This is a genomic window from Streptomyces alboniger (assembly GCF_008704395.1).
Classification (GTDB): Bacteria; Actinomycetota; Actinomycetes; order Streptomycetales; family Streptomycetaceae; genus Streptomyces; species Streptomyces alboniger.
Window position 1 is genome coordinate 1229041 of the sequence record NZ_CP023695.1, and the last position, 13056, is coordinate 1242096.

Genomic DNA, 13056 nt, shown 5'->3' on the forward strand with positions numbered 1-13056 from the left:
AGCAGGCCGATCCGCGCGAGCAGCCCTATCCGCAGCCCTATCCGCAGCCGCACCGGCAGTCCTACCAGCAGCCGCGCCGGCCCTCCGTGTACCAGCCGCCCCAGCAGCAGGCCTACCAGCAGCCTCAGCAGGCGTATCCACCACCACCGCAGACGTACCAGCAGCCCCAGCAGGCCTACCAGCCGCAGCAGCCCCCGCCCCCGGACCCGCCGATCTACCTGGCCCTGATCCGCTCCTGGGCCGACCGGGGCCGGACGCTGCCCGGGCGGCACGACCCGGAGTGGGTCCGCCTCATGGCGCCGCCCGTGCCCCGCGGGCCGTTCAGCGCGTCTCGGGACCCGCGAGGTGACGGGCGATGACCATGCGCTGGATCTGATTGGTGCCCTCGACGATCTGGAGCACCTTGGCCTCGCGCATGAGGCGCTCCACGGGGAAGTCCGCCGTGTAGCCGTAACCGCCGAGGATCTGCACGGCGTCGGTCGTCACCTTCATCGCCGCGTCCGTGCACAGCAGCTTGGCCATGGCCGCCTGCTTGGCGAACGGCCGCCCCGCGTCGCGCAGCCTGGCAGCCGACAAATAGAGCGCCCGGCCGGCCTCGATCTGCGTCGCCATGTCCGCGAGCATGAACCGAAGGCCCTGGAAGTCCGCGATCGGCCGGCCGAACTGCCGCCGTTCGGTGGCGTACGCGAGCGCCTCGTCCAGGGCCGCCTGGGCCACGCCGATGGCGCAGGCCGCGATGCCGAGCCGCCCCGAGTCGAGTGCGGAGAGCGCGATGGCGAAGCCCTGGCCCTCTTCGCCGATGCGGCGGGAGTCCGGGACGCGTACGCCGTCGAAGTGGACCTGGGCGGTGGGCGACCCCTTCATGCCCATCTTCTTCTCGGGCGCCGCGGCGCTCAGCCCCTCGGCGTCGCCCGGCACCAGGAAGGCCGTGACGCCCCGGGCGCCCTCGCCGCCGGTGCGGGCGAGCACGGTGTAGAAGTCGGCGACTCCGCCGTGGGTGATCCAGGCCTTGGTGCCGTCGATGACCCAGTGGTCGCCGTCGCGCACGGCCTTCGTGCGCAGGGACGCGGCGTCCGAGCCGGACGCGGGCTCCGAGAGGCAGTACGCGCCGAGGAGACCGCCGCCCAGCATGGGGGGCAGGTGTTCGGCCTGCTGCTCCTTGGTGCCGTATCCGGCGAGCGCGTGGCAGGACAGGGTGTGGACGCTGACGCCGAGGCCGACGGTCAGGCGCGCGGCGGCGAGCTCCTCGAGGACCTGGAGGTAGACCTCGTAGGGCTGGTCGCCGCCGCCGAACTCGGAGTCGTACACGAGGCCGAGCAGGCCCGCGTCGGAGAGCAGGGTGAAGATCTCGCGCGGGAAGCGCCCGGCCTCCTCTTCCTCGGCCGCCTTCGGGGCGATCTCGCGGTGGACGATGTCCCGGACGAGCGAGAGCAGATCCCTGGCCTCATCCGTGGGCAGCTGACGGTCCACCAGCTGCGGGGCGTGGTCGGGCATGACGCTCTCCTCCCTGTCGGGCTACGGCGGACGCCCGCGCAGGGTGAGGCGGCGACGCCGGAAACGATGCCGAGCCAGGGTCTCCTTCCGGGTCACGGAAGCGGCTGACCAGCGGCTGCGGCGCGTTGAGTATGCCCGATCGGCGGCACCCCGTCACTAGTTAACGACCGCTTACTCGAAAGATGTACCGAGATCGTCACCGGTCGCAGGATTGGTACGAACCATTGACCGTACTGGTCTAGTCCTCCTACTGTTCCCCCGAACGGGTTACCGCGTTCATGCCAAACGCATCTCCCCGGCACCCCCGCAGGTCCACAGCACCCCTTCCCCCTCCCTGTTTCCCCCCACGAGGAGACACGATGCTCAGACCGCACTCCCCCCGCACCGGCCTCCGGGCCGTCATCGCCGTCGCCTGTTGCGCCGCCCTCGGCGCGGGTCTGCTCGCGGGCGCCGGCAGCGCCGCCGCCGAGCAGGCCGCCGCCGAGCAGGACAGGGCCGCCGCCACGAAGGCCGCCGCAGGCTCCAAGGTCGTCGGATACTTCACCGAGTGGGGCGTCTACGACCGGAATTACCACGTCAAGAACATCGAGACGTCCGGCTCCGCCAACAAGCTCACGCACATCAACTACGCCTTCGGCAACGTCCAGGGCGGCAAGTGCGCGATGGGCGACGCCTACGCGGCCACCGACAAGGCCTACACCGCCGAGCAGTCCGTGGACGGCGTGGCCGACACCTGGGACCAGCCCCTGCGCGGCAACTTCAACCAGCTGCGCAAGCTGAAGAAGAAGCACCCGGACCTCAAGGTGCTGTGGTCCTTCGGCGGCTGGACCTGGTCGAGCGGGTTCACCGAAGCCGCGAAGAACCCCGAGGCCTTCGCCAAGTCCTGCTACGACCTGGTCGAGAACTCCAAGTGGGCCGATGTCTTCGACGGCATCGACATCGACTGGGAGTACCCCAACGCCTGCGGTCTGACCTGTGACACCAGCGGGCGTGCGGCGTACAAGAACCTGATGGCCGCGGTCCGTTCGAAGTTCGGCAGCGGCAATCTGGTGACCGCGGCCATCCCGGCGGACGCCTCGGCGGGCGGCAAGATCGACGCCGCCGACTACGCGGGCGCCGCCCAGTACGTCAACTGGTACAACCCCATGACGTACGACTACTTCGGCGCCTGGGACGCGAAGGGCCCGACGGCCCCGCACTCGCCGCTCACCTCCTACAGCGGCATCCCGAAGCCCTCGTACCACTCCGACGCCACCATCAAGAAGCTCAAGGGCCTCGGCATCCCGTCCCAGAAGCTGCTGCTCGGCATCGGCTTCTACGGCCGCGGCTGGACGGGTGTCACGCAGAAGGCGCCCGGAGGCACGGCGACCGGGCCCGCCGCGGGCAAGTACGAGCAGGGCATCGACGACTACAAGGTGCTGAAGGCCAAGTGCCCGGCGAACGGCACGGTCGGCGGCACCGCGTACGCGCACTGCGGCACCAACTGGTGGAGCTATGACACCCCGGCCACCATCGCGGGGAAGATGGACTACAAGAACCAGGCGGGCCTCGGCGGCACGTTCTTCTGGGAGCTGAGCGGCGACACGTCGAACGGTGAGCTGATCAAGGCCATCAACTGACGTCGCGTACGCGGAACTCGGGGCGGGAGTCGGTCGGCTCCCGCCCCTTTTCGCGCAGGAACGCCTCAGGGCCGCGACGGCGCCGGGTACGACGGCTCGAAGTCCTCGATGACGCGCAGCGTGTCCCCGAGCGTGCGCACGAGCAGGTCCCTGACCGTCTCGCGCGGCAGGCCGCGGTGGCCGATCCAGTCGAGCGTGACGCCCTCGACGCTGCACACCCAGCCGAGCAGTGCGGTGCGGGCGAGGCAGGGGATGTCCTTGCGGCCGTATATCCCCTCGGCGATCGTCCCGATCACCGCCTCGCGCACGCCGTCCCGTATCGCCAGCACCTCGGCGTCGAAGCCGACGCCGCCGCTGATGATCGCGCGGTAGGCCGCCTGGTGGTGCTCGGCGTAGCGCAGATAGCCGTCGATGGTGCGCTGTACGCGGTCCACGGGCGGGAGGTCGTCATGGCGCCCGGCGCGCGCGACGAGGTCGGCGACGGAGTCCTCGATGATCGCGAGGTAGTAGCCGCGCTTGGACTTGAAGTAGTAGTAGATCAGCCCTTTGGCGACGCCCGCCTGCTTCGCGATGTCGTCCATCGACAGGGCGTCGTAGGACGTGTCGGCGAACAACTTCCGGCCGATGCTGATGAGTTCGGCGCGCCGTGCCGCGGAGCGGTCGGTGCCGCGCTGTTGACTATTATTCAATTTCGGCCCTAGTCTCCAACTGCCTCGGACTGTCCGCAGTATGGCAGAACCGTGCCGTCGGCCGACTCTGCTGCCGAGGCGCTTCACGCACTCCCCTTACGCACGCTTGACGACGTGGAACGACGTACGGGAGGAAGACAGTGAGCGCAGCACGCGACGCGTTACGCGAGGGCAGAACCTCCTGGAGGAAGACGGCCGTGGTGGCCATGCCGGCGGTGCTCGCCGTCGGCGTGATGGCCTCCGTGATGGCCGAGGGCGCGCTCGCCGCGTCCTTCGCCGTATCGGGCACCAGCTTCCAGGTCTCCTCGGGCAAGCTGACCAGCGAGGGTCTGTCCTCGTACGTCCAGACGGACCGGGACATCGACGGCAAGGGGCACCCGGTGGCGCTCCTCGGCATCGGCGACGCGACCCTGACCGACATCTGCCAGGCCGCCGAGGTCAAGACCCCGCTCGGCAAGGTGGTGTTCAAGCTGACCGCGGGCGGCGACGCGGGGAACGTCACCGCGAGCAACCTCGTCATCGACGGCGAGGACCTCGTCGGCGACGCCCGCTTCGGGACCGCGCAGATCGGCCGGGACGCCTCGACGCTGGACGAGGTGCCCGGGGTCAAGGGCGAGCGGGGCAAGTTCGGGCTCCAGGCCGGGGACATCACCGTCTCCGGGGTGAAGTCGAACGCCTGGTCGGCGACCGGCGGCAACTTCCGGCTCAAGGGCATGCGGGTCGACGTCAGCCTCGGCGGCAAGAAGTGCTTCTGACGGGCGGTGGCAGAGGCGGCGTCAGACCCTTCCGCAAGGACGGCGGCGGCCCGCTCGACCGGCGGCTCCCCTGGCCCGAGCAGCGGCGGGTCGTCCGCAGGTGGCGGCGCACGCGGCCGTTCTGGGGCGGGCTGCTGCTGATCCTCGGCGGCGCCGAGCTGCTGCTCGTGCCGCTCTCGCCGCTGACGGTCCTCGTGAGCCTCGGGCTCGGCGGGATCGCGGCGGTCGGCATCGGGATCGCGCTGGTCGTGGCGGGGCTCTTCCTGTGGTTCCTGCCGCACACCCGCCACTATGTGAGCCTCAACGCCCTGATCCTCTCGGTGCTCTCGTTCGCGGCCACGAACCTCGGCGGCTTCCTCGTCGGCATGCTCCTCGGGATCGCGGGCAGCGCCATGGGCTTCGGCTGGACGCCCGTGCCCGAGGACGCCGAGGAGGACCCTGCGCGGCCGAAGGTACGGGACGGGCAGGGCACGCGGACGCTCGCCGTGCTGCTGCCCGTGGTGATCGTCGCGGGGATCGTGAACGGGAGCCCCGCGAAGGCGTCACCGCTCGCCGCCCCCGCCGAGCCGGTCGTGGCGGCCGGGACCCCGCCGACGATCACCACCACGCTCTTCGCCCCGCAGGGCTTCATCGTGGCGGGCGTCACGGAGGTCCCGACCGCGGAAGGACCGCTGAAGGTGATGGTCCTGCGGATGAAGGCCGCCTCCCTCACCGACTACGAGCTGAGGACACGGGACGGAGGAGACGAACTCGCCCTGGGGGCCGACACGTTGGACCTGAGCGGATCGGTCACGCTCTATCTGACCAAGTTCAAGGGGTGCATCGAGGGGCTCCTGTGTCTGACCTTCACGCCCGACAAGCTGCCGGTGCCGCCCCTCGTGCCGCCGTTCGTCTTCATGACGGACGTGAGCGCCGAACAGGCCCTGGTCAGCTCGGACTCGATCGTGGCGGGCGGTCTGTCGCTGAAGGCCTCGGCATGAGGGGGCCCGCGTGATCCAGATCCAGGCAGCCCTGTTCTGGGCGTACGCGATCGGCGCGACGTTCGCGCTCTCCGCGGGGCGGCAGTTGCAGGTGTGGGAGCGGATCAACGCGGGCGAGGGGCCGCGCACGCGCAGCCGGGCCGCCAACCCGTATCTGGCGCTGACCGCGCTCTTCGCCGCCGTCCTGATGGTGCCGACGGGACTCTTCCTGCTGTGGCAGAACCCGGCCTGGGCGACCATGCACGTCGCGGACGGCCACGAGGGCGTGTGGGCGGGGTTCGTGCTCCTCTACGCGGGCGGGATACCGGTCGCCGCGATCCTCGGGTTCCTCGTGGCGCAGTCGCTGGTCCTCGTGGGGGCGGGCTATTGGGCGTACCTCCAGAGCGTGGGCGGGTACTTCCTGCTCTTCGGGACGCTGATCCACGGCTGGGACGGCCGGGGGTACGAGCGTTTCCTCTCCCAGGGCGCCGAGGACCTCGCCGGCTGGCGCGGGGACAGCGTCGTCAATCACGTACTGGACTTCGTGACGTCGGGGACGTTCCTGGCGCTGCTGCTCTTCGGGGCCGCCGTGATCGGCACCATGCTGATGACCGAGATCGGCTGGCTCATGGAGGGCTGGTCGCTGCCGGGTGCCGACGAGGAGCGCGGGGTGCCGAGGATCCTCGGCATCGCGATCGCGGCCGCGGGGGTCTACGGCCTGCCGTTCGTGGGCGCCCTCTTCGCGAGCGTGCTGGTGCGCCTGGCCGGCGGGTGGCTCGGCCTGCCGCTGTTCGCGGTGGTGGCGGGACTCACGCTGCTGCACGGGCGCTCGCCGGTGCGCCGGCTGTACGGCCTGGTCGGCGTCCCGCACCGGCACTGGCGGGCGGGCCCCGACGACGGGGGCGACGAGGGCGGTACGGGCGGCGACGGCGGCGCGGGTGGTTATGCGAGCGGGGTCACAGCAGACCGGCCTGGGTGACGAGCATCGCGAGGACGACGACCAGGGTCCAGCCCGCGAGGTGTTCCAGGAGCTTCGGCTCGTCTTCCTTGGGGCCGCCGGTACGGGCCCGCACGCGGACGGCGGTGGCAGAGGTCGCGGTCATGTCTTCTCGCTGACGTTCGTCTGGCAGTGGCATCCCCCCACTGAGAACCCCTCCACCATGCCAGCCGGACGCGGCCTTGTGGGAGAGAGCTTGGTCACCCCGCAACTCGGACGGAGAGCCGTGCGTCTAGGACGGGACACCACGTACGTCCGCGCAGCATCCGACCGAGAGGTTCCCGATGAGCACGAACCGGACGACCCGCCGCCGAGCGCGGCTCGCCCTCGCGGCCACGATCACCGCGGCGGCCGCCCTCACCGCACCGGCCTCACAGGCCGCGCAGGCCCCCACCGGGAAGCCCTCACCTGGCGCTTCCGGCCTCGGCGACCCGATGTTCCCGCTGGACGGGAACGGCGGATACCGGGTGGACCGCTACTACCTGGACTTCGACTGGCAGGCGCCGAGGACGCCGTTCGAGGCGACGACGACCATCAGAGCCACCTCCACGCAGGCGCTGTCCCGCTTCAATCTGGACTTCGCGGGCAACACCCTGCACACCGTGACGGTGAACGGCTCGAAGGCGGGCGCGTCCCGCGAGGGCGACGAGCTGACCGTGACGCCCAAGTCCCCCCTGCATGCGGGACGTTCCTTCACGGTCAAGGTCACCTACACCGCCGACCCGGCCCAGACCCGGCACCGCGACGACGCGATCGAGGACTACGGCTGGATACCCACGCCCGACGGCACCGTGGTCTACCCCCAGCCGAACGGCGCCCGGCTGATCTTCCCGGCCAACGACCACCCGAGCCTGCGCGCGCCGATCACGTTCCGCATCACCACGCCGAAGGACCGTACGGCCGTCGCCAACGGCAAGCTGGTCTCGCGCACCTCGGCCCCCGGCGACCGGGTGCGCTGGACCTACGACTCCGAGCAGCCGCTCTCCACCCAGCTGGTGCAGCTGGCCGTCGGCGACTTCCGGCTGGTCGACAGCGAGGGGCCCGGCGGTCTGCCGCTGCGGGACGTCGTCCCGAGCGCACTGGTCGAGCCGACGGCGGAGTACCGGGGGCTCACCCCCGGCCATCTGAAGTGGCTGGAGGAGAAGCTCGGCCCGTACCCCTTCAACCGCTACGGCATCCTCGTCGGCGACACCGACCTGGGGGTGGCCCTGGAGACCCAGACGCTCTCCCTCGTCCCCAAGGCCGACCTGCTCGGCACGAAGGTGGACGCCGAGCGGAACATGGTGCACGAGCTGGCCCACCAGTGGTTCGGCGACAGCGTGGCCCTGGAGAGCTGGTCCGACCTGTGGGTGAGCGAGGGCCACGCCCGGTTCTACGAGCGGCTGTACTCCGAGGCCCACGGCGGCGACAGCTTCGAGGCCGCGATGAGGGCCGCGTACGCGGCACATGACCAGTGGCGCAAGGACTTCGGCGCCCCCGCCGAGCCGACCGAGCCGAACCTCTTCAAGCGCATGCGGTACGACGGCTCGGCGCTCGTCCTGTACGCGCTGCGCGAGCGGGTCGGCGAGGAGACGTTCCAGAGGATCGAGCGGGCCTGGGTGAGCGGCTTCAAGGGGAGCACGGCCGGCACCCAGGACTTCATCGACCTGGCGTCGAAGGTCGCGGGCGAGGATCTGGAGGGCTTCCTGCGCCCGTGGCTGTACGGCTCGAAGACCCCGCCGATGCCCGGACACCCGGACTGGGTGGTGAATCCGGTGACGTGACCCTCGCCGGGGATGCGGGCAGCACGGCCCGCATCCCCCAAGCCGGTCACTGGACGCGGGTCACCGGACGCGGCGCTGGACCCGGGTCACCGGACGCCGACCGCCGCCAGCGCCCGCCTCTGCGCGGTGGACAGCTTGGTGGGGAAGTACAGATAGCAGACGCCGCCGGTGCCGGAGACGACCTTGCCGGTGGCGTTGTAGCGCTTGGTGCGCAGCCAGATGTTCTCCCACTCGCGCCGCTTGTAGACGCGGCGCACCGCCGGGTTGCTCGGCGAGGCCGGGTCGTTGGCGATCACGTCGCCGGCCGCGGTGAAGCCGATGACCGTCATCAGATGGCCCGCCGTGCCGTACCCGGCGCCCGTCAGCTCCTCCTTGAGGAACGACTGGGACGTTATGGCCGGGATGCCCGCGGCGATCAGCGACTCCAGCTCGGTCAGCGAGGCGAGGCGGGTCACGACGCCCTGGAGATCCCGGTACGTGGCCGCGTACGCCGCGTTGAAGGGCCAGTTGCCGCAGCCGTTGTACTGGTAGTCGAACGTGAAGCGGGCCGCGTGGCACACCTGCGGGTCGGCGTAGGAGGGATCCACCCAGGCCAGGTCCTCGGGCGTCGGCTTCCGCCCCCAGTACTCGATGATCATCTGCGAGGAGGTGGGGCTGCACCAGGCCTCGCCGCCGTTGTCGTACTCCGGGTACTGGCCGATGTGGATCTCCTGCGAGTAGCGCGGGACCTCCAGTTCCCTGGCGAGGCCCGGGTCCGAGGCGGGGACCGTGAAGCGGTCGGGCACCGCGGACACCATCGCGCCGAGCCGCCACACCGTGGGCGTCACGGTGGTGCCCGGCCTGCGGTACAGCGTCAGGCGCAGCTGGTACGCGGTGACGCGCGGGCCCGAGACTGCGTCGTCCAGGGAGAGCGTGTCCGTCCAGACCGTCGACTTGCCGTCGGTCTGGTCGTCGACGGAGGTCCGCCGGATGTCGGTCTCCTTGTCGTCGCCCGAGGCCCAGCGGCCCATCACGTACCAGGGGCTCCGCGTGCCGTCCGCGTAGGTGGCGCACAGCTCGACCTGGAGCCAGGTGCCGGCCGGGGTGCGCGCGTTCCAGGAGGCGATGAGTTCCGTCGCGGGGACGGTGGAGCTGTGCGTGGGCGAGGTCCACCGGGCGTACTCCCAGGTGGCGGTCCTGCCGGTGTGCGGGTCGGTGTAGTCGGTGCGGCCCACGGGCTTCGCGACGCGCAGGCCGGGGCGGGCCGCGGAGACGACGGCGGTGCCCTCGGCGGTACCGGTGCGCCAGTCCGCGTACGAGGTCCAGAAGCGGTTGTCCACGAAGCGGTCCGCGCGCGGCGTGCGGCGGGGGACGGACGGGCTTCCCGCGGCCAGGGAGGGGCCCGTGGTCGCCGCGAGAGCCGCCACCGCGGCGGCCGTACCGAGCACGGTTCTGCGGGACATGCCGTCTGCTCTGCCTGCTCTCTCTGCTCGCTCTGCTCTGTCGGAACGGTCGGGTCGGTCAGCTCGGTCCATCAGGGGGACCCCCAGTCGACGTGGTTTCCGGCGTGATCCGGAAAGGGTCGGGACGGATGCGCGGAAGTGGGCCAACTATGGCCGGTCCCGGCCGACTTCTGCCAGCGCTTCGGACACCGCCGCGCGCGTCAATATTGGCCTCAACCACTGGCATGACCAGCGTCGGCGCGCGGAACACCTGCTTCCGCGGTCGTACGCTTGCCGATGATGACCCCTGACCCGCGCGCCCCGCACACCCCGCTCCCCCGCCTCGCCGGCGCCCTGCGCCGGCTGCCGCCCTCCTGCGGCCCCGTCCGGCTGATCGCCGTGGACGGGCACGCGGGCTCGGGGAAGTCGACGTTCGCGCGGCGCCTGGCCGAGGCGCTGGGCGGCGCGCCGGTCCTGCGGCTCGACGACATCGCGAGCCACGAGGAGCTGTTCGACTGGACGGAGCGGCTGGGACGGCAGATCGTCGGCCCGCTCTCCCGCGGGGAGACGGCGCGCTATGCCACGTACGACTGGACCGAGCGCCGCTTCGGCCCGGCCGAGGAGAGCCTGCCGCCCGCGCCCGTGGTGATCGTCGAAGGGGTCGGCGCGGGCCGCCGCGCGCTGCGGGCGCGCCTCGCGGCCGTGCTGTGGATGGACGTGCCGCGCGAGGAGGCATGGCGGCGGGGGCGCCATCGGGACGGGGCGGTCCAGAGGGATTTCTGGGACGGGTGGGAGCCGGCGGAACTGCGGCACTTCGCCGAGGACCCCTCGCGGCCCTTCGCCGACCTTCTGGTGCGACAGTGCCCAGAGGGGTACGAGGTGCTGCCGGGGCCCAGTGGGACACCAGTCGGGACCCAGATCGTCACGCAGGGTGATGGGTCGTCGGCGGTCCGCTGAACCTCCGGAAAGCGCCTTCCACTTGACCCGGCGAGTTTTCAAGAGTGCCCCAACTCCGCTTGACCCAGGGGCCTTACAGGACTTACGTTCTGAATGTGCGGCCTTTCGAGGCCGCCCGCAGACGCGAAGCCCCCGGTTGTTCCCCCGTGATCGGGGGCTTCGTTCTGCCCTCAGAGTCCGATTTCCGGCCGCCGTTGACCGCCATTCGCTCACCCTCGGTCACCATCGGGCCCGTTCCTCGATGCTCCATTTCCGGCCGATCCGCCGGTGCGGCACCCTACGGCCGACCGCTCCCCCGCAGGTACGATGCCTAACGGTGCGCCTTTTTCGGACGGCTGCTCTGCGCGCCGGAACAACTCCCGTCCACAGCACGGCGGTTCAGCGCAGTGGCCGACGGGCACCGGCCCGGTGGTACGCAAACGGGGGCACGGTTTGTGGGGGACGTGATGGACTTCGACGCGGTGGGCTCACCCGCCCCGGCCGACCTCGCCTGGCTGAGGGGCGTCGACGCCTACACGATGGGCGCCTACCCGCAGGCGGAGGAGGAGTTCCGCACGGCGGTACGGCTGGATCCGGGGATGGCCGACGGCTGGCTCGGGCTGCACGCGCTGCGCGTCGAGACGACGACGGCGCTGCTGCGGATGTTCCAGCACCGGGACCGGTTCGGGGACCAGCGCATACGGCACGCGCGCGCCCTCAACTCCTGGTATTGGCTGGGCTGGTGGGTGCAGCCCGTCCTGGAGAGCACCCGCGATCTGCTGCTCGCGCACGCCTCGCACTGGCTGGACGGCCGCCACGTCCCCGAACTCGACCGGGCGCTCGCGGGCCTGCCGCCCGTCGACGCCGATCCGCAGGTGCGCTTCCTGCACGCCTGCCGCTCCTACCTGGTCAAGGACTGGGAGCAGCTCGTGCGGCACACGGACCCGCTGATCGACGACCCGATGCTCGGCATCGAGGCCGGCCTCTTCGGCGGCATGGCCCGCGTGCGCCTGGAGATGTACGGGCAGGCCGAGCCGCTGCTGTCCGCCGCCCTGATGCGCTGCCGCAGCGAGCAGCCCCAGCGCAAGGAGCTGCGCTACTGGCTGGCCCGCGCGCACGAGGGCACCGGACGCTCGGCGGCCGCCCTGCCGCTGTACCGGGCGGTGCACCGGGTCGACTCCTCGTTCATGGACACCTCGGCGCGGCTCGCTGCGATCGCCGAGGGCGACGGCTACGACGAAGCGGCCGACCTGGCCGCCGCGATCAGCATGGCGGGCGGGGGCCAGGACGCGCTGGAGGGGCCCGACGGCATCGACGTGCTCTTCGGCACCGAGGGCCGCGACGTGAAGGTCACCGACCCCGAACCGCCACCGGGCGGCGGCCCTCCGGGGCCCGGCGCACCGCAGGGGCAGAAGGGCACAGCGGGCCGCTCCGAGGCCGACGCCGTCCGCGAGAAGGCGATCATCCCGGTCAAGCCGGGCCGCGCGCAGCTGCCACCGGGCCCCACCGACCCCGCGCTCCTGGAGGCCGCGCTCTCCGAGCTGGAGTGCATGGTGGGCCTGGAGCCGGTGAAACGCCAAGTCAAGGCGCTCTCCGCACAGTTGAACATGGCACGCCTGCGGGCCGCGCAAGGCCTTCCCGTGCAGCCGCCGAAACGACACTTCGTCTTCTCGGGCCCCTCGGGCACCGGCAAGACCACCGTGGCCCGCATCCTCGGCCGGGTCTTCTACGCGCTCGGGCTGCTCGGCGGCGACCACCTCGTCGAGGCGCAGCGCGCCGATCTCGTCGGTGAGTACCTGGGCCAGACGGCCGTGAAGGCCAATGAGCTGATCGACTCGGCGATCGGCGGTGTCCTCTTCGTCGACGAGGCATACTCCCTGTCCAACTCCGGCTACGGCAAGGGCGACGCGTACGGGGACGAGGCCCTCCAGGTCCTCCTCAAGCGCGCCGAGGACAACCGCGACCATCTCGTCGTGATCCTCGCGGGCTACCCCGAGGGCATGGACCGGCTGCTCGCCGCCAACCCCGGGCTGTCCTCGCGCTTCACGACCCGCGTCGACTTCCCCTCGTACCGCCCCCTCGAACTGACCGCGATCGGCGAGGTGCTGGCCGCCGACAACGGCGACGTGTGGGATGAGGAGGCTCTGGAGGAGCTGCGTTCCATCAGCGGGCACGTCGTCGACCAGGCCTGGATCGACGAGCTGGGCAACGGCCGCTTCCTGCGCACGCTCTACGAGAAGAGCTGCGCCTACCGCGATCTGCGGCTGTCCGGCTACCCCGGCGAGCCGGGGCGCGACGACCTGTCGACGCTGCGGCTGCCGGATCTGATGCAGGCGTACGGAGAGGTGCTCTCGGGGCGGGGGCCGCGGGACGCGCCGGAGTTCTGACGCGGGCTCCGAGCCCGGTCCCGCTCCCGCGGCCCG

General features: G+C 71.3%; 12 protein-coding genes. 8 read left to right on the top strand and 4 right to left on the bottom strand.

Annotated features, from left to right (window positions below):
* Positions 1-86 precede the first annotated feature (86 nt).
* On the top strand, positions 87-359 hold the full coding sequence (locus CP975_RS36560) for a hypothetical protein (protein WP_425474308.1): 273 nt from the start codon (positions 87-89) through the stop codon (positions 357-359).
* Here CP975_RS36560 and CP975_RS05215 read toward each other — a convergent pair.
* Positions 322-1494 carry an acyl-CoA dehydrogenase family protein gene (locus CP975_RS05215; RefSeq protein WP_055536464.1) on the bottom strand — a complete coding sequence of 391 codons (1173 nt, stop codon included), beginning with the start codon at positions 1492-1494 and terminating at the stop codon, positions 322-324. The two genes, CP975_RS36560 and CP975_RS05215, sit on opposite strands and share 38 nt — an antisense overlap.
* Positions 1495-1853: 359 nt before the next feature.
* Between CP975_RS05215 and CP975_RS05220 the strand changes: the two genes are divergently transcribed.
* Complete coding sequence (locus tag CP975_RS05220; RefSeq protein ID WP_055536225.1) at positions 1854-3113, top strand: glycoside hydrolase family 18 protein; 1260 nt, start codon at positions 1854-1856, stop codon at positions 3111-3113.
* A 65-nt stretch (positions 3114-3178) separates the two neighbouring features.
* Here the strand turns inward: CP975_RS05220 and CP975_RS05225 are convergent, their stop codons facing one another.
* Complete coding sequence (locus tag CP975_RS05225; protein ID WP_055536224.1) at positions 3179-3802, bottom strand: TetR/AcrR family transcriptional regulator; 624 nt, start codon at positions 3800-3802, stop codon at positions 3179-3181.
* Between the two features lie 206 nt (positions 3803-4008).
* Between CP975_RS05225 and CP975_RS05230 the strand changes: the two genes are divergently transcribed.
* Genes CP975_RS05230 through CP975_RS05240 form a run of 3 tightly spaced genes read left to right on the top strand, consistent with a single transcriptional unit; the run spans position 4009 to position 6495 of the window.
* On the top strand, positions 4009-4557 hold the full coding sequence (locus CP975_RS05230; protein ID WP_220450198.1) for a DUF6230 family protein: 549 nt from the start codon (positions 4009-4011) through the stop codon (positions 4555-4557).
* Positions 4548-5537 carry a DUF6114 domain-containing protein gene (locus CP975_RS05235; RefSeq protein WP_425474227.1) on the top strand — a complete coding sequence of 330 codons (990 nt, stop codon included), beginning with the start codon at positions 4548-4550 and terminating at the stop codon, positions 5535-5537. Before CP975_RS05230 ends, CP975_RS05235 begins: the two co-directional genes overlap by 10 nt.
* Positions 5538-5547: 10 nt before the next feature.
* Positions 5548-6495, top strand: a complete 948-nt coding sequence (locus CP975_RS05240) for a hypothetical protein (RefSeq protein WP_246201405.1) — start codon at positions 5548-5550, stop codon at positions 6493-6495.
* On the opposite strand, the gene CP975_RS05245 is transcribed toward CP975_RS05240, so the two are convergent.
* Positions 6473-6619 carry an SCO1431 family membrane protein gene (locus CP975_RS05245; RefSeq protein ID WP_106977062.1) on the bottom strand — a complete coding sequence of 49 codons (147 nt, stop codon included), beginning with the start codon at positions 6617-6619 and terminating at the stop codon, positions 6473-6475. The genes CP975_RS05240 and CP975_RS05245 overlap by 23 nt on opposite strands.
* A 178-nt stretch (positions 6620-6797) precedes the next feature.
* Between CP975_RS05245 and CP975_RS05250 the strand changes: the two genes are divergently transcribed.
* Positions 6798-8276, top strand: a complete 1479-nt coding sequence (locus CP975_RS05250; protein WP_199783243.1) for a M1 family metallopeptidase — start codon at positions 6798-6800, stop codon at positions 8274-8276.
* Between the two features lie 86 nt (positions 8277-8362).
* Here the strand turns inward: CP975_RS05250 and CP975_RS05255 are convergent, their stop codons facing one another.
* Positions 8363-9718 (bottom strand): peptidase C39 family protein, encoded by a 1356-nt coding sequence (locus CP975_RS05255; protein WP_246201406.1) that lies wholly within the window; start codon positions 9716-9718, stop codon positions 8363-8365.
* Positions 9719-9994: 276 nt separating this feature from the next.
* Between CP975_RS05255 and CP975_RS05260 the strand changes: the two genes are divergently transcribed.
* Positions 9995-10654 (top strand): uridine kinase family protein, encoded by a 660-nt coding sequence (locus CP975_RS05260; protein ID WP_055536221.1) that lies wholly within the window; start codon positions 9995-9997, stop codon positions 10652-10654.
* Positions 10655-11100: 446 nt separating this feature from the next.
* The gene (locus tag CP975_RS05265; protein ID WP_055536220.1) at positions 11101-13020 is read left to right on the top strand and encodes an AAA family ATPase; all 1920 of its coding nucleotides are present in this window, start codon (positions 11101-11103) and stop codon (positions 13018-13020) included.
* Positions 13021-13056 lie beyond the last annotated feature (36 nt).

Bases quoted from the DNA above. Each gene is read 5' to 3' on its own strand.
- CP975_RS05250 (WP_199783243.1), top strand. From the start codon at position 6,798: ATGAGCACGAACCGGACGACCCGCCGCCGAGCGCGGCTCGCCCTCGCG.
- CP975_RS05255 (WP_246201406.1), bottom strand. From the start codon at position 9,718: ATGTCCCGCAGAACCGTGCTCGGTACGGCCGCCGCGGTGGCGGCTCTC.
- CP975_RS05260 (WP_055536221.1), top strand. From the start codon at position 9,995: ATGATGACCCCTGACCCGCGCGCCCCGCACACCCCGCTCCCCCGCCTC.
- CP975_RS05220 (WP_055536225.1), top strand. From the start codon at position 1,854: ATGCTCAGACCGCACTCCCCCCGCACCGGCCTCCGGGCCGTCATCGCC.
- CP975_RS05215 (WP_055536464.1), bottom strand. From the start codon at position 1,494: ATGCCCGACCACGCCCCGCAGCTGGTGGACCGTCAGCTGCCCACGGAT.
- CP975_RS05230 (WP_220450198.1), top strand. From the start codon at position 4,009: ATGCCGGCGGTGCTCGCCGTCGGCGTGATGGCCTCCGTGATGGCCGAG.
- CP975_RS05265 (WP_055536220.1), top strand. From the start codon at position 11,101: ATGGACTTCGACGCGGTGGGCTCACCCGCCCCGGCCGACCTCGCCTGG.
- CP975_RS05245 (WP_106977062.1), bottom strand. From the start codon at position 6,619: ATGACCGCGACCTCTGCCACCGCCGTCCGCGTGCGGGCCCGTACCGGC.